Source organism: Acuticoccus kalidii (genome assembly GCF_021556395.1).
Lineage (GTDB): Bacteria > Pseudomonadota > Alphaproteobacteria > Rhizobiales > Amorphaceae > Acuticoccus > Acuticoccus kalidii.
Window position 1 is genome coordinate 46,302 of the sequence record NZ_JAKGCS010000025.1, and the last position, 22,927, is coordinate 69,228.

Below are 22,927 nucleotides of genomic sequence, written 5' to 3' on the forward strand. Positions count from 1 at the left end.
ATCCATGGCCGAGACGGTGGCCGATGCGCCGCCGGAGGGCGAGCGTCGGGCTGAAGGGCGAACGCCGACCGAGCGCGGCGAGGCGGACCGCCATCGGGGCATCGCGCGGCGCCTGCGCCTCGTCCGCACCACGGCGTTCAAGCTCACGCTCGTCTATCTCACCGTCTTCGTCGTCCTCTCGCTCGGCCTCATCGCCTACATCTCCTCGACGACGGCCGACCTGATCGACCGTCAGCTCGAAGCCTCGATCGACGGGGAGAGCGCGGAGCTGATTTCCGAGTTCCAGAGCCGCAATCTCTTCCGCCTGATGGCGACGATCGAGCGGCGCGCGATGCGCCCGGACGCGAGCGTCTATCTGATTACGGATTTTTCCGGCAACCCGATCGTCGGCAATGTCGGCGAACTGATCTACGATCCGGCCGAAGCGGTGGCGGGGGAGATCTTCCCGGTCCGCTATACGCGCCTGTCGCGCGCGGCAGAGGCGGACGAGCCGGCCCATCGCGCGCTCGCCAAGCTGTCGGTTCTCGGCGGCGGCTACCGGCTTCTCGTCGGCCGCGACGTCGAGGACCGGATCGAGTTCTCGGCCATCATCCGCCGTTCGATCCGGGGGGCGATCGTCGTCGTCGTCGCGCTCGCATTGGTGTCGTGGATCTTTCTGTCGCGCTCGGTCCTGCGCAAGGTCGACGCGATCGCGGCGAGCTCGCGCCGTATCGTCGCGGGCGACCTCGCGCGCCGCCTGCCGACCGACCATTCGGGCGACGAGTTCGATCGCCTTGCCCAGAGCGTCAACGCGATGCTCGACGAGATCGAGCGGCTCCACGCCGGGCTGCAAGAAGTTTCGCAGAATATCGCACATGACTTGAAGACGCCGCTCACGCGCCTGCGCAACAGGCTCGACGAAATTCTGCGCACCCGCCCGTCCCCTGAAGAAAGCGAGGCGGTGCTTGCCCGTGCGCTCGAAGAATGCGACCAGCTCATCCGCACGTTCGAGGCGCTCCTGACGATCGCCCGTGTCGAGAGTCACTCCGCCGGGGTGACGTTGGAGCGGACTGATCTGTCCGCGCTGGTGGGGGATATGGCCGAATTCTACGAGCCGGCTGCCGAAGATGTCGGGATGCGTCTCGAAACCCGGATCGACCCGGACATCGCCATCGCCGGCGAGCCGACGCTGTTGCGCAACATGATCGCGAACCTCCTCGACAATGCGCTGAAATATGGCCTCAGCGAATCCGGGCAGGTCGACCTCCATTTGGTGCGCGAGGGGAGCGAGGCGGTGATCAGCGTGCGCGATTATGGCGAGGGGGTCGGGGAGGGCGATCGCGCCCGTCTCACCGACCGTTTCGTGCGGATGGATGCCGCGCGCTCCAAGCCTGGCGCGGGGCTCGGCCTGTCGCTCGTCAAGGCGATCGTCGGCCACCATGGCGGCACGCTGGAGCTGAAGGACGCCGAGCCGGGTTTCGCCGCGCGGATCACGCTTCCGGTTCTCGCATGACGGGGCCGCTGCTCGCGCGCCTCACCGCATTGCCGGGGCCGGTCGACGAGGCGTTCGCCGATGAGATCGCGCCGGCCGTCGCGGGCCTCGACGGAGCGGGTGAGGGCACCGTCGCCGCGCTCGCCTCGGCCGCGTCGGTGTCGCCGTTCCTGCGGCATCTGATGCTCGCCCGGCCCGAGCTCCTCGCCGAGGTGCTGACGGCCTCGCTCGCCGAAACGGTCGCTGCCGCGTGCACCGTCACCCCCGATGCCGACCTCGATCGCGTCTCGGCCGAGCTGCGGCAGGCGAAGACGCGCGTCGCGCTCGCCGTGGCGCTCGCCGACCTCCTGTGCGGGGCGAGTGTTGCGACGGTGACGGGCGCACTCAGCGACATCGCCGATCACGCGATCTCCGTCGCGCTCGAAAGTCAGCTCATCGACGCCGCGCGGCGCGGGGCGATCGACGATCCCGACCCGGCGAAGAGCGGCATCATCATCCTCGCCCTCGGCAAGCTCGGCGCGCACGAGCTCAATTATTCGAGCGATGTCGATCTCGTCGCCCTCTACAATCCGTCGCGTGCCGGTGCGCGCGGGATCGATGGCGGCCGCGCGGTGCGGATCGTCCAGCGCCTTGCCAAGATGCTCGCAGAGCGGACGGCCGACGGTTACGTCTTCCGCATCGATCTGCGGCTGCGCCCCGATCCCGGCTCGACCCCGGTTGCCGTCTCGACGCGCAACGCGATCGCCTATTTCCAAACCCGCGCGCGGCCATGGGAGCGGCAAGCCCGCATCAAGGCGCGGCAGGTGGCGGGCGACTATGAAGCGGGCGATGCCTACCTCCAGGCGATCGAGCGCTCGGTCTGGCGCGCCGCCTACGACTTTTCCGCGATCGACGACACCATGGAGATGCGCGAGCAGATCGCGATGGTGCGCGGGGCGGGGACGCTCACCCTTCCGGGCCACAATCTGAAGCTCGGACGGGGCGGGATCCGGGAGGTCGAGTTCTTCGTGCAGAGCATTCAGCGCGTCGCCGGCGGGCGTGACCGGCATTTGCGCGCGCGCGGAACGGTCGAGGCGCTCGCCGCGCTCGCCGAGACGGGCTGGATCGAGCCGCAGACGCGGGACGAGTTGACCGCCGCCTATGAGACGCTGCGCAAGGCCGAGCATTGCGTCCAGATGGTCGCCGACGAGCAGACCCACGCGCTCCCCGAGGCGGACGGCCTCGCCCGCATTGCCCGGATGATGCGGACCGACGATCTCGAAGGGCTGCTCGTTCCGGTCTTCGAGGTCGTGCACCGTCACTTCGTCTCGCTGAACGACGTCGTTGGCCAGCGCAACCCGACGCTCGCCTCGATGCGGACCGGCGGGGTCTCGATGTCGGACGAGCTGGAGCGCTCGATCGACACGACGTTCGAGCGCTGGCTTTCGGGCGACCGGGCCTCGCTCAAGACCGAGCGGGCGCGCGACCTCCTCAAGGGGCTGCGGGGCGACATCACCCGCGCGATCGCCGCCTCCACCGACCCCGAGGCGACGCTCGTCGAGCTCGACGGCTTCTTCGCGCGCCTTCCGGCCGGGATCGACCTTCTGTCCCGTCTCGATCTTCAGCGCGATCTCGTGTCGGTGCTCGTCCTCATCGTGGCGACGGCGCCGCGCCTCGCGGGCGAGCTCGCATTGCGCGCGCACCTTCTCGATGTGCTGGTCGACCCGGCCTTTTTCGGCAATCTGCCCGGCGTCCAAACGCTCGAGACGCAGCTCGATGCGAGCCTCGACGCGGCGATGGACTATGAAGGCAAGCTCGACGCCCTGCGCGTCTTCGGCCAGGAGCAGGCGCTTCTCATCAATGTGCGGATCCTGACGGGCTCCGTTCTCGGCCCGGAGGCGGCGTCCGCGACGACCCGTCTCGCCGACGTTCTGGTGCGCCGGGCCCTCGCGGTCGCGAGCGAAGCGTTCGCCGAGCGCCATGGCGATTTCGAGGGCGGCGGCGTCGCGCTCCTCGCGCTCGGCAAGTTCGGCAGCCGTGAGATGACGGCGACGAGCGATCTCGACATCGTCTTCCTCTATGACTGCCCGGAGGGTGTCGGCGAATCGAACGGCGAGAAGCCGCTTTCGCCGGGCCATTATTTCACCCGGCTCGCACAGCGCTTCATCGCGGCTCTCTCCGCGCCGACGGCGCGGGGGACGCTTTACGAGGTGGATCTGCGGCTTCGGCCATCGGGTAAATCCGGGCCGATCGCGACGCATATCCGCTCGTTCGAGCGCTATCATGAGGAAAGCGCCTGGGTGTGGGAGCACATGGCGCTGACGCGGGCGCGCGTCGTCGCTGGCGAGGACGGGCTCTGCGCGCGTGCGATGGCGGCGGTCGATCGGGCGATCACCATCGCGCGCGACGTCGCGTCCTTGCGCACCGAGATCGCATCGATGCGGCGGCGAATCAGCGAGCAGGGGCGCGGCGGGCTGAAGCACATGCCGGGCGGCCAGGTGGACATCGAGTTCATCGCCCAGTTCCTGACGCTGAAGAACGGGCTCGTCCCGCCGGTCGGAGAGACCGGCACCGTCGCCTCTCTCGACCGGGCGCGTGCGGCGGGGGACCTTTCGGAGGATGATCACGACACGCTGGTCTCGGCCTATCGCCTCTTCGAGCGCCTGTCGCAGCTCATTTCGATCGCCTCGTCGGGTTCGATCCGTCTGACCGACGCGCCGCTTGCCCTTCAGCGGGTTCTGGTGCGGGCCGGGGAGGCGCCCGACATCGATTTTCTGAACGCCGATCTCACCCAGCGGGGCGCCGCCGTGCGGGAAATTTTCGAGCGTCTGATCGGCCCGCTCGAAGGCGAGCCTGTGGACAACTAATCGGGTTTCGAGATTGACGTTTTTCCGTCGTGAACCCGCTTGACTTCCCCCGGAGCGCCGAGTACTTCCCCCACACGCCGCGCCGAACAGCGCAGCGTCTGGGGGTGTAGCTCAGTTGGTTAGAGTGCCGGCCTGTCACGCCGGAGGTCGCGGGTTCGAGCCCCGTCACTCCCGCCAGTCATTCCCGCCCGTCCCGATAGAGGCAGCGCGGTCGATCCTTCTCTAAATATTCCGATATCGCACGCCACGGCGCGATCCGTTCGACCCCGAACGATCGAGCGTCCGCTTGCGTGCGTCCCGTTCGCCCTCATGTGCCGGGCCCGCGTCCGGCCCGTCGCCGTCGCCGTCAGTGGTGGTCGCGCCGTGTTTTCCTGCAACGGGAGGGGCGCGTCGTGCATTGTCGGGAGGGCGTGGCGTTCGGCCATGGCCTTCGCGCGGGGGCGCCGATGCGGCTGTTGCGGCTTCTTCTATCGATCATGGTCTGTGGCGTCGTGATCCGCGCGGACGCGCGGGCGGATGGGGACGGGGGCGCGTTCGCCTCGCGCATGGTGAACGGCGGCGGGGGGCTCGAGATCTTTACCGTGGAGGCGGGCAATCCCGACGGGCCGGACATCCTCTTCATTCACGGCTGGGCGCAATCGAGCGATTCGTGGGCCGCGCAGATGCGAGGGCCTCTCGCGGCGCGTTATCACATGGTGGCGATGGACCTTCGCGGTCACGGCCGGTCGGGCGCGCCGGATGAGCCCGCCCTCTATCAAAACGGCGCACTGATGGCGCGAGACGTCGACGCGGTGATCGAGGCCTATGATCTCGACGCGCCGGTTCTCGTCGGGTGGTCCTATGGCGGCGTCGTGATCGGCGACTATCTCCACCGCTATGGCGATGGAGAGATTTCCGGCGTCGTCACCGTGGGGGCGCTCGTGGGGCTCGGCACGGAGAAGATGAACGCGGTCGCGCGCGGCTCCGGCCCGTCGCTGTTCTCCGCCCTCGCGCGGCTGCCCTTCGATCGCCGGTTGCGCGGCGTCCTGTCCCGCTTCTGGGCGACGCCGGGCTATGTTCGCGACGCCTATCTCGGCCGCAAAGCCGATCACAGCGTTACCTATGCGCATCTGTCGAAGCCGCTCCTCGTCATCCAAGGGGCGAAGGACGGCATCGTGAGCCCGGATTTCGCCGCGCATTTCGCATCGGTGCAGCCGAAGGCGGAGGTCGTGATGTTCGAGGAGAGCGGTCACTTCCCGTTCGCCGAGGAGCCGGCGCGGTTCGACGCCGTCCTTGCGGACTTCATGCAGCGGGTCGACTGAGGCGCGCTCGCGCAATCGTGCGATGGCCGCTGCGGTGCGGTATGGGGCGGGCGATTTGCCCAAAATCGTGGCCCGACCGCCACAGACCGGCTGCGGCGCGGCGCATCCGGTCGCGGCGAAATCGATGCAATTTCATAACTCTTTGCCCACTCTCCCTAGAAACGGAGGAATTCGGGCATCACATTGAGGCGCATGAGGGCGATGTCCGAACCCGTTGGATGACGGGGACTTGCCGGGCCGTCTTTTGCCTCCCGGCGACGCTAGACCGCCAATCGTCGGTGATCAGATCGCGCCGGGTGCTTGAAAAAGCGGGCGGATCGGTTCTTAACGAGGCTGCCCCGTCGATTGCTGCGGCGCGTGAAGCTTGCGCCTGGACGACGGAGGGGCGCTCCGCGGTGGGCGCGAGGCACAAGGCCGGTTGCGGCCGAACCTCGTTTGAGTCATTCCAAGGGCAGCCCTCGAGGTGGTTTTGAAGTGGCGCTGGGTGCGCCGCAGCAAGGATCGATATGGAAGAGCTTCTCGCCAGCTATTTGCCGGTGGTCATCTTCGCCGGGGTCGCGGCCGTGATCGGCCTGGCGCTCTTGGTGTCGCCGTTCATCATCGCCTACAAGAGCCCGGACCGAGAGAAGCTGTCGGCCTACGAATGCGGCTTCAACGCGTTCGACGATGCGCGCATGAAGTTCGACGTGCGGTTCTACCTCGTCGCCATCCTCTTCATCATCTTCGATCTCGAGGTGGCGTTCCTGTTTCCGTGGATCCTCTCGTTCGATTCGATCGGCTGGTTCGGCTTCGGTTCGGTGATGCTCTTCCTCGCGATCCTGACCATCGGCTTCATGTATGAGTGGAAGAAGGGGGCGCTCGAATGGAATTGACGACCGAAAAGCCGCTGCTCGATCAGCGCAACGTTTCGCCGAACGAGCCCAATGCGCCCGAGGACACGTTCTTCCGTTCGGTGAGCGACGAGCTTGCCGACAAGGGTTTTCTCGTCACCTCCTCGGAAGCGCTGATCCAATGGTCGCGCACCGGGTCGCTGATGTGGATGACGTTCGGTCTCGCCTGCTGCGCGGTCGAGATGATGCAGCTCTCGATGCCGCGTTATGACGTCGAGCGGTTCGGCTTCGCGCCGCGCGCCTCGCCGCGCCAGTCGGACGTGATGATCGTCGCCGGCACGCTGACCAACAAGATGGCCCCGGCGCTGCGCAAGGTCTACGACCAGATGCCGGAGCCGCGTTACGTCATCTCGATGGGCTCGTGCGCCAATGGCGGCGGCTATTATCACTATTCCTATTCGGTGGTGCGCGGTTGCGACCGCGTGGTGCCGGTCGACATCTACGTGCCCGGTTGCCCGCCGACGGCGGAGGCGCTCCTTTATGGCGTCCTCCTGTTGCAGCGCAAAATTCGCCGCACCGGCACGATCGAGCGCTGATCATGGCAGATACGGTTCAGATCGATTCCCTGGTCGACTTGGTCGAGATGATTCGCGTCGCGCAGGCCGACGCGGTGATCGAGCACAAGATCGAGTTCGGGCAGCTCACGGTGATGTTGACCCGCTCGGGTCTCGTCGAGGTCGTCCGCTTCCTGCGGGACGATCCGCGCACCGCCTTCGTCAATCTCGTCGACATTTGCGGCGTGGACTGGCCGGCGCGGGCCGAGCGGTTCGATGTCGTCTATCACTTCCTGTCGCCGGTCCATAATCTGCGGATCCGGCTCAAGGTGATGACGGACGAGCGCACGCCCGTTCCCTCGCTCTCCGGCATCTTCCCCGCCGCGGACTGGTACGAGCGCGAGGCCTACGACCTCTACGGCATCCTCTTTTCCGGCCATCCCGATCTGCGCCGTCTCCTGACCGACTATGGCTTCGACGGTCATCCCCTGCGCAAGGACTTCCCGCTGACGGGCTTCGTCGAGGTCCGCTATGACGACGAGGCCAAGCGCGTCGTCTACGAGCCGGTGAACCTCGTGCAGCAATTCCGTGACTTCGACTTCCTCTCGCCCTGGGAAGGCACGGACTATGTTCTCCCGGGCGACGAGAAGGCGAACTGATGGCTGAGCGGCATGGGCGCTGCGCCTGCGGCGCCGTCACCTTCACGGCCGAGATTCCTGGCGATCATGTCAGCGCCTGTCATTGCACGACCTGCCGGCGGATCAATGGCGGGCCGTTCATCGTCGCGACAGGGCACGGTCTCACCTACGCCGAAGGGGCGCCGGTCGGCGCCTACGATTCGTCCGAGTGGGCCGATCGCACCTTCTGCACCCGGTGCGGGACGAGCCTTGCCTACCGCCTCAAGGGGCAGGACATGGCCTTCATCGCGGCCTACACGTTCGAGCCGCCGCTCGACCTTCCGCTGACCGACGAAGTCTTCATCGACGAGAAGCCGGCCGACTACGCCTTCGCCGGCGACACGCAAACGATGACGAGCGCCGAGGTCTTCGCGCTCTTTCAAGGACAGGGTTGATGGCCGAGCAACAGGTCCGCAACTTCAACATCAATTTCGGCCCGCAGCATCCGGCGGCGCACGGCGTTCTGCGCCTCGTTCTGGAGCTCGACGGCGAGATCGTCACCCGTGTCGATCCGCATATCGGCCTGCTCCATCGCGGCACCGAGAAGCTGATCGAGCACAAGACCTACACGCAGGCCGTGCCCTATTTCGATCGGCTCGACTATGTCGCCCCGATGAACCAGGAGCACGCCTTCGCCCTCGCGACGGAAAAGCTGCTCGGCATCGAGATCCCGAAGCGGGCGCAGCTCATCCGCGTCCTCTACAGCGAGATCGGCCGGCTCCTGTCGCATCTTCTCAACGTCACCACGCAGGCGATGGACGTCGGCGCGCTCACCCCGCCGCTCTGGGGCTTTGAAGAGCGCGAAAAGCTGATGATGTTCTACGAGCGCGCGTGCGGGGCGCGGATGCACTCCAATTATGTGCGTCCGGGCGGCGTCCACCAGGACCTTCCCGACCAGCTCGTCGAGGATATCGACGCGTTCTGCGAGCCCTTCCTCAAGGTCGTCGACGATCTCGACCGGCTCATCACCGGGAATCGCATCTTCAAACAGCGCAACGTCGATATCGGCGTCGTCTCGCTCGACGAGTGCTGGGCGTGGGGCTTTTCCGGGGTGATGGTCCGCGGCTCGGGCGCGGCGTGGGATCTGCGCAAGTCGCAGCCTTACGAGTGCTACGAGGAAATGGAATTCGACATCCCCGTCGGCAAGAACGGGGACTGTTATGACCGCTATCTCATCCGCATGGAGGAGATGCGTCAGTCGACCTCGATCATGCGCCAATGCTGCGAGAAGCTGCGCACCACCAAAGGCCCGGTGCACACGCTCGACGGTAAAGTCGCGCCGCCGAAGCGGGCGGAGATGAAGCGCTCGATGGAAGCGCTGATCCACCACTTCAAGCTCTACACCGAGGGCTTTCGCGTGCCCGAGGGCGAGGTGTATGCCGCCGTCGAGGCGCCGAAGGGCGAATTCGGCGTCTATCTCGTCTCGGACGGTACCAACAAGCCCTATCGCTGCAAGATCAAGGCGCCGGGATTTGCCCACCTTCAGGCGATGGACACGATTTGCGAGGGGCACATGCTGGCCGACGTCGCGGCGATCCTCGGCTCGCTCGATATCGTGTTCGGCGAGGTGGACCGATAGGCCTTCGATGCACGTGTTCGCCGATACGCTCCGCCCGTCCATGCTGACGATGCCGTCCCGTCGGGGCGGCGCGCGCGGAGGGTGGTGCGATCGCGGGCCGATCAGGGGCGACACGGGTGCCGCCCTCGCGACTGCCAAGCCGGCGCTCGATGCGTCGGCATCGACGATGTGGGAACGCGACCGGCGCCGGCCCGATGCCGCGCGCGGGTGCGGACCCGCTTTCTTTTGCGACGCACAATGATAGTGATGACCCGACCTGCCGTAAGTTCCGGAGCTAGCCCATGGCCGTAAGGCGTCTTGCGAGCGAACAGCCCGCCTCGTTCGAGTTCACGCCGGAGAACCTCGCCTGGGCAAAGGGCAAGATCACCGACTACCCCGAAGGCCGGCAGGCGAGCGCCGTGATCCCGATCCTGTGGAAGGCGCAGGAGCAGCATGACGGCTGGCTTCCCGAGCCCGCCATCCGCCTCGTCGCGGATATGCTCTCGATGCCCTATATCCGCGTCTTCGAGATCGCGACCTTCTACACGATGTTCCAGCTCCAGCCGGTGGGCAAAGTCGCCCATATCGGCGTGTGTGGCACCACGCCGTGCATGTTGCGCGGGGCGCAGGACATTGTCGGCGTCTGCAAGAAGCGGATCGCCGGCCATCCGTTCGAGCTGTCGAATGACGGCAAGTTCTCGTGGGAAGAGGTCGAGTGCGCCGGCGCATGTGTGAACGCGCCGATGGTGCAGATCGGCTCCGACACGTTCGAGGATCTGACGCCGGAAAGCTTCGAGGCGCTCCTCGACGCGCTCGCCCGTGGGGAGACGCCGACGCCCGGTCCGCAGAGCGCCCGCAAGGCCTCCGAGCCGATCAGCGGCGCGACGACGCTTCTCGGCGAGCAGCGCCGGCCGAAGCCGTCGACCGGCGAGGCCCCCGGCGACGCCGCGCCCGACCAGGGCGTCAGCCCCGCATCGCCTGCCGCCCATCGCGAGCAGGCCGGCGTGCCGAGCGGCTCTGACCGCCCGGAAGTCGAAGCGACGCGCTCGAGCGATGAGCCGGCCAGCGAGCCGAGCCCCGCCGCCCCCGAGGCGAAGACCAACGGCCGTGTCGCCGAGACGCCCGAAGAGGCGGCGAAGCAGAAGCCGGCGGACGCGTCCGATGTGAAGCCGGACCATGCCGCCGTCGGCACCGGCGCGCCGGTGGAGCGCACGACGACCGCCGCAAATGACGATGAGATCGAGCTGAGCCCCCCGTCCGACGACGAAGCCGAGAAAGACGCCGCCGATCGCGCGGCGCCGGGCGCGGAGTTCGCCGCGGAACCGGAAGAGGCCCCCGCCGAGACGAAGCCGGAGGAGGCCGCCGCGCCTGCCGAGGCCCCGACCGAGGCTAAGACGGAAGACGCTGCCGCGCCCGAGGCTCCGGCCGAGCCGAAGCCAGAGGAGGCCGCTGCGCCCGAGGCTCCGGTCGAAGCGAAGCCGGAAGAGGCCGCTGCGCCTGAGGCGCCGGTCGAGCCGAAGCCGGAGGCGGCCGCTGCGCCTGAGGCGCCGATCGAGCCGAAGCCGGAGGAGGCCGCTGCGCCTGAGGCTCCGGTCGAAGCGAAGCCGGAGGAGGCCGCTGCGCCTGAGGCGCCGGCCGAGCCGAAGCCGGAGGAGGCCGCTGCGCCCGAAACTCCGGTCGAACCGAAGCCGGAAGAGGCCGCTGCGCCTGAGGCTCCGGTCGAGCCGAAGCCGGAGGAGGCCGCTGCGCCTGAGGCGCCGGTCGAGCCGAAGCCGGAAGAAGCCGCTGCGCCTGCCGAAACGCCCGCCGCGGCGGAGCCGGCGCCGACGATGCCCGCGCCGCCCGATCGGGTCGCCGCGAAGCGCGCCGATGCCGCCGGTGTCCGCCCGCATGGCGTGATGGCCGACACGGTCGAGGCGTCGGACGATCTCAAGACGATCTCCGGTGTCGGTCCCGTGATCGAAAAGACGCTGAATCGCCTCGGCATCTTCACCTTCGCCCAGATCGCCGGCTGGACGCAGGAGAACAAGGACTGGGTGAACGCCTATCTCGCCTTCAAGGGGCGGATCGACCGTGAGCGCTGGGTCGAGCAGGCGGCCGAGTTCGCCAACCGATCGGACGCCTCGTGAACGCGCGCGCGTCTGACCTTCATGTCGCCGACGGCCCGTCCGCCGCAGATACCCCAGCGAGTGGGAGCTGAATGATGCTGAACGATCAGGACCGCATTTTCACCAACCTCTATGGATTCGAGGACTGGGGTCTCGAGGCGGCGCGGGGGCGTGGTCAGTGGGACGGAACGAAGGGTTTCATCGATCAGGGGCGTGATTGGCTGATCGAGCAGCTCAAGGCGTCGGGCCTGCGCGGTCGTGGGGGCGCGGGCTTCCCGACCGGCCTCAAGATGAGCTTCATGCCGAAAGGCGAGGAGGGGCGGCCTCATTATCTCGTCGTCAACGCCGACGAGTCGGAGCCCGGCACCTGCAAGGACCGCGAGATCATGCGGCACGACCCGCAGCTCCTCATCGAGGGCTGCCTGCTCGCCTGCCGCGCGATGGATTCGCACCACTGCTATATCTATGTCCGCGGCGAATATATCCGCGAGCGCGAGCATCTCGAGGCCGCCGTCCGCCAGGCGTATGACGCCAAGCTGATCGGCAAGAACAACGTTCACGGCTGGGACTGCGATATCGTCGTCCATCACGGCGCGGGCGCTTATATTTGCGGCGAGGAGACGGCCCTTCTCGAAAGCCTCGAGGGCAAGAAGGGGATGCCGCGCCTCAAGCCGCCATTCCCGGCCAATATGGGCCTTTATGGCGCCCCGACGACCGTCAACAATGTCGAGACGATTTCCGTCATTCCGGACATTTTGCGCCGCGGGGCGACCTGGTTCGCCGATCTCGGCCGGCCGAACAATGTCGGCACAAAGCTCTTCTGCATTTCCGGCCACGTCGAAAAGCCGTGCACGGTCGAGGAAGAGATGGGCATCACCTTCCGCGAGCTCGTCGAGAAGCATTGCGGCGGCGTGCGCGGGGGATGGGACAATCTCCTCGCGGTGATCCCGGGCGGCTCGTCCGTGCCGCTGATCCCGCATTGGGAGTGCGACGACCTCTACATGGATTTCGACACCCTGCGGGACAAGAAATCCGGTCTCGGCACGGCGGCGGTCATCGTGATGGACAAGTCGACCGACATCATCAAGGCGATCAGCCGGCTCAGCTACTTCTACAAGCACGAGAGCTGCGGCCAGTGCACGCCGTGCCGCGAGGGCACCGGCTGGATGTGGCGCGTGATGGAGCGGATGGTCGAGGGTCGCGCCGATCCGCGCGAGATCGACCAGCTCCTGTCGGTGACGAAGCAGGTCGAGGGCCACACCATCTGCGCGCTCGGCGACGCGGCGGCCTGGCCGATCCAAGGCCTCATCCGCCATTTCCGGCCTGAGATGGAGAAGCGCATCGCAAGCTTTTCGGCCAATCACGTCGCTCCGGCGCCCATGGCGGCCGAGTAAGGCGATGGATCTGGAGGATGCCCGCGAAGCGCTTCACGTGCGCCGTGTCAGCGCCGCGAACTCGACATTCGAGGACGTGAACCTTTCGAACGCCAAGTTCGACGAGGTCGATCTGTCGGCGGCGTCGATCACGCGGGCGAACCTCGCCAACGCGACGGTGGAGGACGCGAACCTGTCGAACGCGCACTTCACCAACGTGAACATGAGCAATGTGCGCGTCGACAACGCACAAACGGAGGGGATGCGCATCAACGGCATCCCGCTCGCCGATCTCCTCGCCGCCTACGCTATGATGCGCGACGGTCCCGCGGGGGATCGGTCATGACCGGCGGCGCGGCGATCATGACCGCGCAAGCCGCCTCCGGGTGGGCGCTCGTTGGCTTTGTGCGGGGCAATTGCCCACCGCGTTCGGGCCGAGGGGAGTTTGCGCGGGGCACGAATTTGAATAATGAGAAGGCCAATGCCAACGCTCGCAGCGCGTGTGGCGCGCACGGCGCTGCCGGCTCCCCGGCGGCTTTGGGGGCGACCCGTGGAACGAAGCGTAGCGTGAGGATGACACGATGACGAAGCTGATCATCGACGGGCAAGAGATCGACGTGCCCGATCACTACACGATCCTGCAGGCATGCGAGGCGGCCGGCGCAGAGATCCCGCGCTTCTGCTTTCACGAGCGGCTGTCGATCGCCGGCAACTGCCGCATGTGCCTCGTCCAGGTCGTGGGCGGCCCGCCGAAGCCGGTCGCGAGCTGCGCGATGGGCGTCAAGGATCTGCGTCCCGGTCGTGACGGCACGCCGCCGATGGTCAACACCAAGACCGAGTTCGTGAAGAATGCGCGGGAAGGGGTGATGGAGTTCCTCCTCATCAACCACCCGCTCGACTGCCCGATCTGCGACCAGGGCGGCGAATGCGACCTTCAGGACCAGGCGATGGCCTACGGTGTCTCCGGCTCGCGCTTCAAAGAGAACAAGCGCGCCGTCGAGGACAAATATATCGGCCCGCTGGTCAAAACGATCATGAATCGGTGCATCCAGTGCACCCGCTGCATTCGCTTCGTCACCGAGGTGGCAGGCGTTCCCGATCTCGGTGCGATCGGCCGCGGCGAGGACATGGAGATCACGACCTATCTCGAGACCGCGATGGGCTCCGAGCTTCAGGGCAACGTGATCGACCTCTGCCCCGTCGGCGCGCTGACCTCGCGTCCCTACGCCTATCAGGCCCGCCCCTGGGAGCTCACCAAGACCGAGACGATCGACGTGATGGACGCCGTCGGCTCCAACATCCGCGTCGACGTGCGCGGGCGTGAGGTGATGCGCGTGATGCCGCGTCTCAACGAGGCGGTGAACGAGGAGTGGATCTCCGACAAGACCCGCTTCATCTGGGACGGCCTCAAGACCCAGCGTCTCGATCGCCCCTATGTGCGCGAAAATGGGCGCCTGCGTCCGGCGACCTGGCGCGAGGCCTTCGCGACGATCGCCACCAAGGTGAAGGCGACGAAGAAAGAGCGGATCGCTGCGATCGGCGGTGATCTTGCCTCCGCCGAAGAGCTTTTCGCGCTGAAGGATCTGATGCACCGGCTCGGCGTCGCCTCGGTCGATTGCCGCCAGGACGGTGCGCCGCTCGATCCCGCGCTCGGCCGGGCCTCCTACACCTTCAACCCGACCATCGCCGGCATCGAAGAGGCGGACGCGATCCTCATCATCGGCGCGAACCCGCGCTGGGATGCGGCCGTGCTCAACGCCCGGATCCGCAAGGCCTATGTGCACAACGGCACCAAAGTCGGCCTGATCGGCGAGCGGCTCGATCTCACCTATCCCCATCAGTATCTGGGCGCGGGTCCGTCCACGCTGTCCGATCTCGGCTCGTTCCGCGAGGTTCTCGAGAAGGCCGAGAAGCCGATCATCATGGTCGGCGGCGCGGCCCTCGCGCGCGACGATGCCGAGGCCGTGCTGGCCGAGGCCGCCAAGCTCGCCGACGCGGTGGGCGCCGTCTCGGCGGACTGGAACGGGTTCGGCATTTTGCATACGGCGGCGGCGCGCGTCGGCGGTCTCGATGTCGGCTGTCTGCCGGGTGAGGGCGGTCGCACCACCCGCGAGATCCTCGCGTCCGCGGGGAGCGAGGATGTGATCTTCCTGCTCGGCGCGGACGAGATCGCGTCGGACGCGCTCGAAGCGCCCTTCGTCGTCTATATCGGCACGCATGGCGATCGCGGGGCCCACAAGGCCGACGTGATCCTTCCCGGTGCGGCCTATACCGAAAAGCAGGGCACCTGGGTGAACCTCGAAGGCCGTCCGCAGCGCGGCTATCGCGCCGCCTTCCCGCCGGGCGAGGCCCGCGAGGATTGGGCGATCCTGCGCGCGCTCTCGGCCGAGCTCGGGGCCCAGCTCCCCTATGACAGCCTCGCCGCCCTGACCCGTGCGATGGTCGCGGCCGTGCCGGTGCTCGGCGAGGTCGATAGGGTCGTCCCCGCCGATCCGGCCGGCGTCGGCCGCCTCGCGGCGCGCGGCGGCGTGATGGACAGCGCCCCGTTCGTCAACCCGATCGAGGTCTTCCATCTCACCAACCCGATCACCCGCGCCTCGAAGGTGATGGCCGAATGCGCCCGCCTTCTCGAGGAGCGGGCGAGCCCCGCTCAAGCCGCGGAGTAAAGCCATGCGCCGTCTCCTCGCCAGCATTCTCGCCGCGACCCTCACCGCCTCGATGATGACCGCGCCGGCATTCGCCGACGATATCGTCGATCCCCACGACGTCCTCGTCGAGGTCGGCGGCGACGGGCAGAAGGCGGCGTGCGGCGAGAGCGGCGCGATCGCCGGTGCCGGGGCCGACGGGATCACCGTCCGCCGCGGCCCGTCCGACGATTACGGCTATGTCGACCAGCTCAAGGATGGCACCAGCGTCTACATTTGCGAGACGCGCGGCGGCTGGCTCGCGGTCGTCTATGGCGACGGCGAATGTGGCGTGTCGGACCCGATCCCGACGCGCCAAACATACAATGGCCCGTGCCTGTCCGGCTGGCTGCCGGCGGACCGGGTAAAAGTCACCGCCGGTTGAGCGGCGTTCGAAGGATTGATTGATGCCTGAGTTCTGGAGCAACTACGCTGCGCCAACGCTGCTGATCATCTTGCAGAGCTTGGTCCTCCTCGTGGTCCTGCTCGTCATCATCGCCTACATCCTGCTGGCCGACCGCAAGGTCTGGGCCGCGGTGCAGATGCGACGGGGTCCGAACGTGGTCGGACCGTTCGGCTTGTTCCAATCCTTCGCGGACCTGTTGAAGTTCGTCTTCAAAGAGCCGGTGATCCCGGCGGGCGCGGACCGGACGGTGTTCCTTCTCGCCCCGTTCGTCACCACGCTCCTTGCGATGTCGGCCTGGGCGGTCGTGCCGGTCGCGCCGAACTGGGTGATCGCCGACATCAATGTCGGCATCCTCTACGTGCTCGCGATCTCTTCGCTCGGCGTCTATGGCGTGATCATGGGCGGCTGGGCGTCGAACTCGAAATATCCGTTCCTCGGCGCGCTCCGCTCCAGCGCACAGATGATCTCCTACGAGGTGTCGATCGGCCTCGTGATCATCACGGTGCTTCTGTGCGTCGGCTCGCTGAACCTCCAGGACGTCGTGATCGCCCAGGAGAGCGGCCTTGCGACGATGCTCGGCCTGCCGTGGCTGTCGATCCTCAACTGGTACTGGCTGCCGCTCTTCCCGATGTTCGTGGTGTTCTTCATCTCCGCCCTCGCGGAGACCAACCGGCCGCCCTTCGATCTTCCGGAAGCCGAATCCGAGCTCGTCGCCGGCTTCATGGTCGAATACGGCTCCACCCCCTACATGATGTTCATGCTCGGCGAGTATGTCTCGATCGGGCTGATGTGCGCGCTGACGACGATCCTGTTCCTCGGTGGCTGGCTTCCGCCGCTGGCGATCGCGCCGTTCACTTGGATTCCGGGCGTCATCTGGTTCGCGGTGAAGTGCCTCGGCGTCTTCTTCATGTTCGCCATGGTGAAGGCGATCGTCCCCCGCTACCGCTATGACCAGCTCATGCGCCTCGGCTGGAAGGTCTTCCTGCCGCTGTCGCTCGGCGCTGTCGTCGTCGTCGCGCTGGTGCTGAAACTCACGGGTTGGCGCGCCTGACCGCGGGTCGCCCCGGCACCGAATTTCGGTCGCGCCCATTGCGAGCGCGGCCATCGGCGCCATGTAGAATTGTTGTAAAGTCGTGCGGCGCGCCGCACGGCGTGTCTCACGATATGACGCAAGAAAGCTGAACGGACATGGCAACCCTCCAAGGCACAGCCCGATCGATCTTCCTGACGGAGTTCGTCTCGGCTTTTTTCCTGGGCATGCGCTACTTCTTCAGCCCGAAGGCGACGATCAATTATCCGTACGAGAAGAACCCCATCTCACCGCGCTTCCGCGGCGAGCACGCGCTGCGCCGTTATCCGAACGGTGAAGAGCGCTGCATCGCCTGCAAACTGTGCGAGGCGGTCTGTCCGGCCCAGGCGATCACCATCGAGGCCGGCCCCCGCCGCAATGACGGCACGCGTCGCACCACGCGCTACGATATCGATATGGTGAAGTGCATCTATTGCGGCCTGTGCCAGGAGGCCTGCCCGGTGGATGCGATCGTCGAGGGCCCGAATTTCGAATTCGCCACCGAAACCCGCGAGGAGCTCCTTTACACGAAGGACAAGCTGCTCGCGAACGGCGACCGCTGGGAACGCGAGATCGCCGCGAACATCGCCGCCGATTCCCCCTATCGCTGAGCGCCCCGCGCGCCTCACACGGCAAGGATGCGCGTCGAGACGCGCCTTCGGATGGAACGCGCCCGGTCACCGAGCCGGGGCGGGAGCGCAAAGCTCCACCCGCGTGAAAGGCGCGTTGCATGTCTGACGAACTCGAAAAGCAGAACAAGAACGCGCGCCGCGCGAAGGGCGCCGCCTTTTTCACGCTCTTGCTGGTCGGCGCGATCGTCGTCGGGATCCTGATCGTGATCGGCGCCGTGCGGAACTGAAGCGGGCCGGGCGACCGCCCCACCGCTTTCGCCGTCTCGTCCGGCTGCGCCTTGTTCAGGCGGTTTTGTCGGCCTTCGCGGCTTGTTTTTCCTGCATGATCCGCGCGGCGAGCGCCGTCACGGCGACGGTGTCGAGCTTGCCGGTGCCGAGAAGCGGGATCGCCTCGACCTCGAACACTTGGTGCGGCAGGAAGCGCTCCGACAGCTTGTCCTCCTTCAGCCGCGCATGAAGCTCGGAGGGATCGGGGTCCGGCTCGTCGGTGAGAAGGACGATAATCTCGCCCTTCCGCCCGTCCGGCAGGGCGGCGGCGGCATGGTGCGATTCGGGCCAGACGGCGCCGGCGAGATTCTCGACCGTCACCAGAGAGGTCATCTCGCCGCCGATCTTGGCGAAGCGCTTCAGACGGCCGCGGATCGACAGGAAACCGTCCTCGATCACGACGGCATCGCCGGTGTCGTGCCAGCCGTCACGCGGGCGCGTCAGCGCGCCGTCGGCGCCGAGATAACCCTCCATCACGTTCGGTCCACGCACATAGAGGCGGTAACCGTCATGAAGGCCGACCACCGGCTCGAGCAGCGCCTCGATGCCGTGAAGGAGGCGGCCGACCGTTCCGTCGCGGATATCGTCGGGATGGTTGGCGGCGAGCACCGGGCTCGTCTCGGTGACACCGTAGCCTTCGACGACCGCGAAGCCGAAGCGCGAGCGGACGAGGGTGCGCGTCTCGCTGCGCACGCGCTCCGCGCCGCACACGGCGAAATGGAGTGAGGAGAGGCTGCCGGCATCGCCGACGCGGGCGTACTGGCGCAGGAAGGTGTCGGTCGCGAGGAGGACGTTGGCCTGCGTCTCAGCGATCCGTTTCGTCACCTCCTTCGCGCGCAGCGGGGAGGGGTGGAGCACGAGCCGGCGGCCGGTGATCAGCGGCAGCACCATGCCCGGCCCGAGGCCGTAGCTGTGGAAGATCGGCAGCGGATTGAAGAACACCTTCACCCGGTCGAGCGGGAGGCCGTGGATCACCTGGTTGATGTTGGCGAGAAGGTTGCGATGCGACAGCATCACCGCCTTCGGATCGCCCTCGGCGCCGGAGGTGAACACGATGGCCGCTGCCGCGTCGGGATCGGCGCGGGGCAAGAGGTTAAGATGCGGGGCGATGGCGGCGAACGCCTTGTCGCGCCACGTCACCTTGGGCCGCAACGTTTCGAGCTCGATCACCGGCGCAGCCTCGCCGAGCGCGGCGGCAAGGGGTTCGAGCTTCGCCATCGTGATGAAGCGCTCGGCCGTCAGGATCGCGCCGGCATTCGCCACCTCACAGGCGGCGAGCAGCGTCGGACGACCGGCGGTGAAGTTGAGCATTGCCGGAATGCGACCGGCCGCGAGCACGGCGAAATAGGCGATGACGGCGGCGATGCTCGAGGGGAGCATGATGGCGATCACGTCGCCTTTGGTCTCGCGTTGGATGACGCGCGAGAGCGCGGCGACCGATCGGACGAGTTCGGTGTAGGTGAGGATGCGCCCCTCGCCGTCCTCGAGCGCGATGGTGCGCCCACCATAGAGCCGCGGTGCGGCAAGCAGCGCGGTGAGGACAGAGCGATCGCTTTCGCTGGCGATTTGACGGCTGGTCGGGCCATCCTCACGGGCGGGAACGTAGATCGTCCCTTCGGCCGCCCAGTCGGGGATCGCGGTGGCGGCGCCGTCTCGATCGCTCACAACGGACCCATGATGTCGTCCCTGCCGGCGGGATGGGTGACGATGCGTGCGGTCATAATCGGCTCGTAACTCAGTATATCACCCCTCGGGTGCCGGGGGCGATTCGGATCATCGATGAAATTGTCATATGTGTACTGCACTCCCTTTGAACGTCGCGCAATCATATGACTTTATTTTGGCAACCCCACGATAGTGTGGCGGGCATCGGCCGTGGGTGTGGCCATGCACCGCTGGGTGAAAAATGGAGCACTCGCGCGTCCTTCCAAGCGGCTCGGTCGCCAAAGATGTGTGCGCAACGTTCCGAACGGCGCTTCATGTGATGTAAAGAGCCGGTACGCGATCGCGTGCGCTCGACGGGCGCGTGCGATGCGGCCCATATGGACGGATCATGAAGACGAAGAATATCGACGCCTATGCCGAGCTGCACCGGCAACGGACCTATGGCAACACCGCGGTGCGGATGCGCCGGTTCGTCGAGCCTTGGGTGCAGATCGACGCGCCCGAGACGCTGATCGACTATGGCGCGGGACAGGGCCGGTTCGGCGAGATTCTGACGGCGCCGTCGCTCAAGGTGCGCGACAGCTACGACCCGGCGATCCCGGAAATCGCGACGTTGAAGCGCAACGCCTATGACTTCGCGATCTGCATCGACGTGATGGAGCATCTGGAGCCGGATGAGGTGGAGGGTGTCCTCGCCCATGTGGCGAGCCTCACCCGGCGCGCGGTCTTCATCATCGACACGCAGCCCGCCCGCGCGATCCTGCCGGACGGCCGCAACGCCCACACGATGCTGCAACCGGGCTCGGCGTGGGGCAAGATGCTGAAAGCGGCATTCGGCGAGGCAGTCGCGATCCCGGTGTTCCGAAAGGGACGCTGCGCCTTCAAAACTTATCGCTCCTCGCCCGCCGAATGGGCGGCCTATTGGTCGAAATTCCTGCCCGCCGAGGCGCGTTATCAGGCCTGGCGCTGGAAAGGCGGCCGGTACGACTGAGGGCGGCTTAGAGACCGCGCTCGGCGAGGAGGCGGCTCAGCGCCTCCGGCTGTGAGACGCGCGGCGGACACGGCGTTGCGATCAGGACATCGTGATCGAGCGCGGCAAAATCCGTAGCGGCGACGAGCCGGCGCGAAATCAGCGTGTCGATCTCCAGCCGGTCGCGCGCCGGGCCTACATAATTTTCCGCCCGGATGACGAGGGTCGGCCGCGCGGCTGAGATCGATTCCGTCACCATGGACAGGCTGTCGGCCGTCACCATGACGAGATCGGCGGCATAGGCGTCGGCATTCGACGCGACACCGCCGGCGGCGAAGCGGTGGGCCGTGAGGCGGGGGCCGAGCGGGGCGAGGGCGTCGAGAAAGGCGTCGAACAGGCCGGTCGCGGTGCGGCGCGAATCATAGACGTCGAGCGTCCAGTCGGTCTCGCGCTCGAGGATGGCGCGCAACGAGGCGGCAAGGCGCGTCATGTCGCTGTGCGTATAGGCGTAATGCTTGCTCTCGCCGCCGAAAAGGAGGGCGAGCGTGCGTGGCCCGGTTTCCTTCAACGGGCGAGGGGCAGGCAGCGCCGTCGCGTCGATATTGGAGGGGCGGGGCGCTTCGAGGACGGCCGCCGAGCCGGAGGGGATCGGGCTGACGATCACGTGGAATCCGCGCACCGGCCATTTCGGAAAGCCGCAATAAATGTTTTTCGCCCGATAGCGCCGGGCAATGGCGATGTTCGCCGCTGCCGTTGCCGGCCCGGTCGACACGACGATGTCGGCGTGTTCCGGGAAGGCGTCGACCGCGCTCTCGCGCCAAGCGGTCGCAACCCGCTCCGGCGCGAGGGCCACGCGGTCGGCGATCCAGCGGTCCGGCGGCATCAAGGCGGCGCTGAAGCGGGCGATGCGGCGCGAGCGCGGGCGGATCTCGCGGATCCCGAGCCAGCTCGGCCGCACATCGTGATGTCGGGCGAGGGCGGCGACGACGCCGTCGGACGACCGGTCGTGCCCGGCGACCCCGTCGGTGAGGACGAGGACGTCGATCAACGCCAGTGCTCGCGGATCCATGGTGTCGGTTTCACGTGCTTGCGGATCCGCTTCACCCAACTCTTTTCCGGCCACACCCCGTCGCGCGCATGGTCGGGATTGGGAAAGCCGGTGAAGCAGATGACCTTGGCGTCATCCGGCAACGGCGCGGTCTTCACATAATTGAGCGGGAAGGGGGGGAGGAGCGTGTGCTTGAAGGAGACGCACCAGGGCTTCGGCCAGAACGTGCGGGAGGCGATCGTCCGCGATTGGAAGGTCTGGCTGTTGGGATGGGCGCGCACCGTCCCCGCGGGATCGGCCATCAGCGTGTCGTAGACTTCGGTGTGGGCGCCGACGGTGAGGCGGAAGACGCTCGTGTTGCCGATGCCGCTGCCCATCTGCGTCCAATTCTCGATGACGCAATAGGTCGCGTCGGGCGCGAAGTCGAAAAAGTCGTCGATCCCGCCGGTGATCACGACATCGAGATCGAGGAACAGAACGTTTCCGGTCACGTCACCGAGGCTCGCCTGGGTCAGCGCGATCTTGCGCCAGGCTTTCCAGCGGTGGGATTCGGGAAGGTCGATCGCGGGAAGCGGTTTCGGCTCGATGCCGGGATCGAGCCCGTCGGCATCGTCGGTAAAGCAGACGAAGCGGAGCGGGCGATCGGTATGGCGGCGCACCATGCTGTGAAGGGTGTTGGCATAGTCCGTCCCGTAGGCGGTGCCCCACTTCATGCAGATGACGGTTTGTGTGTCGGTCATGTCCGATCCGGGTGGGGTTGACGGGAACTTGCCACAACACCCACCGAGATTGGACAGGAATTATCGGCAACCCAGGAGCGCCCGCACCGCCTTATCGGCACGCACGGACGCGCGGGCTCCATGGTCTAACCAAACACTATGCCAGTGGCAAAGCTCACTGATGTGAGCGTGCTGCCATATCTCGCAACATCAACAACGCCGCACCCTTCCGCTCCTGCGAGAGTGACGCGTAGAGCGACAGGCACTCCGTCGCCTCGGGGCCCATGTCCACGCCGTCGACGAGGTAGGTGACGGTCGTGTTGAGAACCTTGGCCAGCTTCTGGAGGTTGTCGATCCTCGGCGTTGCACCCTTTTGTTCTAGGATTTGGGTGAGATAGGCAGGATTAAGGCCTGCCTCGCTGCAAACTTGCGCGCGGGTTTTGCCGCTTTTTACAAGGCACCCACGCAGGCGCGATCGCCATTCAATCATGCTGTGCGAACACCACGGTTGCTGTTCCATGCCTCGGCCGCCCAGTTGACTTACCGCCAAACGGGGGGCCGATCCAAAGTATCGTTCCACCGTTTGGTCAGATCAAAATAGTTCAATCTTACAACCAGCGCTAGACCTAAAGCGCTACAGACACACAGTTTATGGCAAGACAATGACCGCCCCCCTCGCGCGGGGAGAACGATCTACCATGCGAAAAGTCTACCAAAATCGGCTTGGTTTTACGGCGGGCCCTTGCATG

The 22,927-nt window shown here is 66.6% G+C and carries 21 protein-coding genes and 1 tRNA gene; 18 read left to right on the forward strand and 4 right to left on the reverse strand.

Annotation, left to right across the window (positions count from 1 at the left end):
- Window positions 1-4 precede the first annotated feature (4 nt).
- The 17 genes from L1787_RS16985 (at window position 5) to L1787_RS17065 (ending at window position 17,736) form a co-directional block, all read left to right on the forward strand.
- A complete protein-coding gene (locus tag L1787_RS16985) occupies window positions 5-1,492 on the forward strand; it encodes a sensor histidine kinase (RefSeq protein WP_235710148.1) in 1,488 nt (495 codons plus the stop codon).
- Window positions 1,489-4,317, forward strand: a complete 2,829-nt coding sequence (locus tag L1787_RS16990) for a bifunctional [glutamine synthetase] adenylyltransferase/[glutamine synthetase]-adenylyl-L-tyrosine phosphorylase (RefSeq protein WP_235710150.1) — start codon at window positions 1,489-1,491, stop codon at window positions 4,315-4,317. The genes L1787_RS16985 and L1787_RS16990 overlap by 4 nt, the downstream gene beginning before the upstream one ends.
- Window positions 4,318-4,417: 100 nt before the next feature.
- Window positions 4,418-4,494 (forward strand) — tRNA-Asp (locus tag L1787_RS16995).
- A 278-nt stretch (window positions 4,495-4,772) separates the two neighbouring features.
- On the forward strand, window positions 4,773-5,618 hold the full coding sequence (locus L1787_RS17000) for an alpha/beta fold hydrolase (RefSeq protein WP_235710152.1): 846 nt from the start codon (window positions 4,773-4,775) through the stop codon (window positions 5,616-5,618).
- A gap of 506 nt (window positions 5,619-6,124) precedes the next feature.
- Entirely contained in the window at window positions 6,125-6,490 is a 366-nt protein-coding gene (locus tag L1787_RS17005; protein ID WP_235710154.1) for an NADH-quinone oxidoreductase subunit A, read from the forward strand.
- The gene (locus L1787_RS17010) at window positions 6,481-7,044 is read left to right on the forward strand and encodes a NuoB/complex I 20 kDa subunit family protein (protein WP_235710156.1); all 564 of its coding nucleotides are present in this window, start codon (window positions 6,481-6,483) and stop codon (window positions 7,042-7,044) included. The genes L1787_RS17005 and L1787_RS17010 overlap by 10 nt, the downstream gene beginning before the upstream one ends.
- 2 nt (window positions 7,045-7,046) lie before the next feature.
- Window positions 7,047-7,661 (forward strand): NADH-quinone oxidoreductase subunit C, encoded by a 615-nt coding sequence (locus L1787_RS17015; RefSeq protein ID WP_255720592.1) that lies wholly within the window; start codon window positions 7,047-7,049, stop codon window positions 7,659-7,661.
- A complete protein-coding gene (locus L1787_RS17020; protein ID WP_235710158.1) occupies window positions 7,661-8,074 on the forward strand; it encodes a GFA family protein in 414 nt (137 codons plus the stop codon). Before L1787_RS17015 ends, L1787_RS17020 begins: the two co-directional genes overlap by 1 nt.
- Entirely contained in the window at window positions 8,074-9,258 is a 1,185-nt protein-coding gene (locus L1787_RS17025) for an NADH-quinone oxidoreductase subunit D (protein WP_235710160.1), read from the forward strand. Before L1787_RS17020 ends, L1787_RS17025 begins: the two co-directional genes overlap by 1 nt.
- A 281-nt stretch (window positions 9,259-9,539) precedes the next feature.
- Complete coding sequence (gene nuoE / locus L1787_RS17030; RefSeq protein ID WP_235710162.1) at window positions 9,540-11,366, forward strand: NADH-quinone oxidoreductase subunit NuoE; 1,827 nt, start codon at window positions 9,540-9,542, stop codon at window positions 11,364-11,366.
- Window positions 11,367-11,440: 74 nt separating this feature from the next.
- Complete coding sequence (gene nuoF / locus L1787_RS17035; RefSeq protein WP_235710164.1) at window positions 11,441-12,739, forward strand: NADH-quinone oxidoreductase subunit NuoF; 1,299 nt, start codon at window positions 11,441-11,443, stop codon at window positions 12,737-12,739.
- A gap of 4 nt (window positions 12,740-12,743) precedes the next feature.
- Window positions 12,744-13,064 (forward strand): pentapeptide repeat-containing protein, encoded by a 321-nt coding sequence (locus L1787_RS17040; RefSeq protein WP_235710166.1) that lies wholly within the window; start codon window positions 12,744-12,746, stop codon window positions 13,062-13,064.
- A gap of 235 nt (window positions 13,065-13,299) precedes the next feature.
- A complete protein-coding gene (gene nuoG / locus L1787_RS17045) occupies window positions 13,300-15,384 on the forward strand; it encodes an NADH-quinone oxidoreductase subunit NuoG (RefSeq protein WP_235710168.1) in 2,085 nt (694 codons plus the stop codon).
- Window positions 15,385-15,388: 4 nt separating this feature from the next.
- Entirely contained in the window at window positions 15,389-15,787 is a 399-nt protein-coding gene (locus L1787_RS17050) for an SH3 domain-containing protein (protein WP_235710170.1), read from the forward strand.
- A gap of 22 nt (window positions 15,788-15,809) precedes the next feature.
- Window positions 15,810-16,859: an NADH-quinone oxidoreductase subunit NuoH gene (gene nuoH / locus L1787_RS17055; RefSeq protein WP_235710172.1), complete on the forward strand. Its 1,050-nt coding sequence runs from the start codon at window positions 15,810-15,812 to the stop codon at window positions 16,857-16,859.
- A gap of 137 nt (window positions 16,860-16,996) precedes the next feature.
- Window positions 16,997-17,488, forward strand: coding sequence for an NADH-quinone oxidoreductase subunit NuoI (gene nuoI, locus L1787_RS17060; protein ID WP_235710174.1), 492 nt, complete (start codon window positions 16,997-16,999; stop codon window positions 17,486-17,488).
- Window positions 17,489-17,607: 119 nt separating this feature from the next.
- A complete protein-coding gene (locus tag L1787_RS17065; protein ID WP_235710176.1) occupies window positions 17,608-17,736 on the forward strand; it encodes a DUF983 domain-containing protein in 129 nt (42 codons plus the stop codon).
- Between the two features lie 55 nt (window positions 17,737-17,791).
- Here L1787_RS17065 and L1787_RS17070 read toward each other — a convergent pair whose 3' ends face one another.
- Complete coding sequence (locus L1787_RS17070; RefSeq protein ID WP_235710178.1) at window positions 17,792-19,441, reverse strand: AMP-binding protein; 1,650 nt, start codon at window positions 19,439-19,441, stop codon at window positions 17,792-17,794.
- A gap of 388 nt (window positions 19,442-19,829) precedes the next feature.
- On the opposite strand from L1787_RS17070, the gene L1787_RS17075 reads away from it, so the two are divergent.
- Window positions 19,830-20,432: a methyltransferase domain-containing protein gene (locus tag L1787_RS17075; protein ID WP_235710180.1), complete on the forward strand. Its 603-nt coding sequence runs from the start codon at window positions 19,830-19,832 to the stop codon at window positions 20,430-20,432.
- Between the two features lie 7 nt (window positions 20,433-20,439).
- Here L1787_RS17075 and L1787_RS17080 read toward each other — a convergent pair whose 3' ends face one another.
- From L1787_RS17080 to L1787_RS17090, 3 genes are all read right to left on the reverse strand, one after another.
- Window positions 20,440-21,480, reverse strand: a complete 1,041-nt coding sequence (locus tag L1787_RS17080; protein ID WP_235710182.1) for an ELM1/GtrOC1 family putative glycosyltransferase — start codon at window positions 21,478-21,480, stop codon at window positions 20,440-20,442.
- Window positions 21,456-22,199: a hypothetical protein gene (locus L1787_RS17085; RefSeq protein ID WP_235710184.1), complete on the reverse strand. Its 744-nt coding sequence runs from the start codon at window positions 22,197-22,199 to the stop codon at window positions 21,456-21,458. The genes L1787_RS17080 and L1787_RS17085 overlap by 25 nt, the downstream gene beginning before the upstream one ends.
- A gap of 154 nt (window positions 22,200-22,353) precedes the next feature.
- Window positions 22,354-22,698, reverse strand: a complete 345-nt coding sequence (locus L1787_RS17090) for a helix-turn-helix domain-containing protein (protein WP_235710186.1) — start codon at window positions 22,696-22,698, stop codon at window positions 22,354-22,356.
- Window positions 22,699-22,927 lie beyond the last annotated feature (229 nt).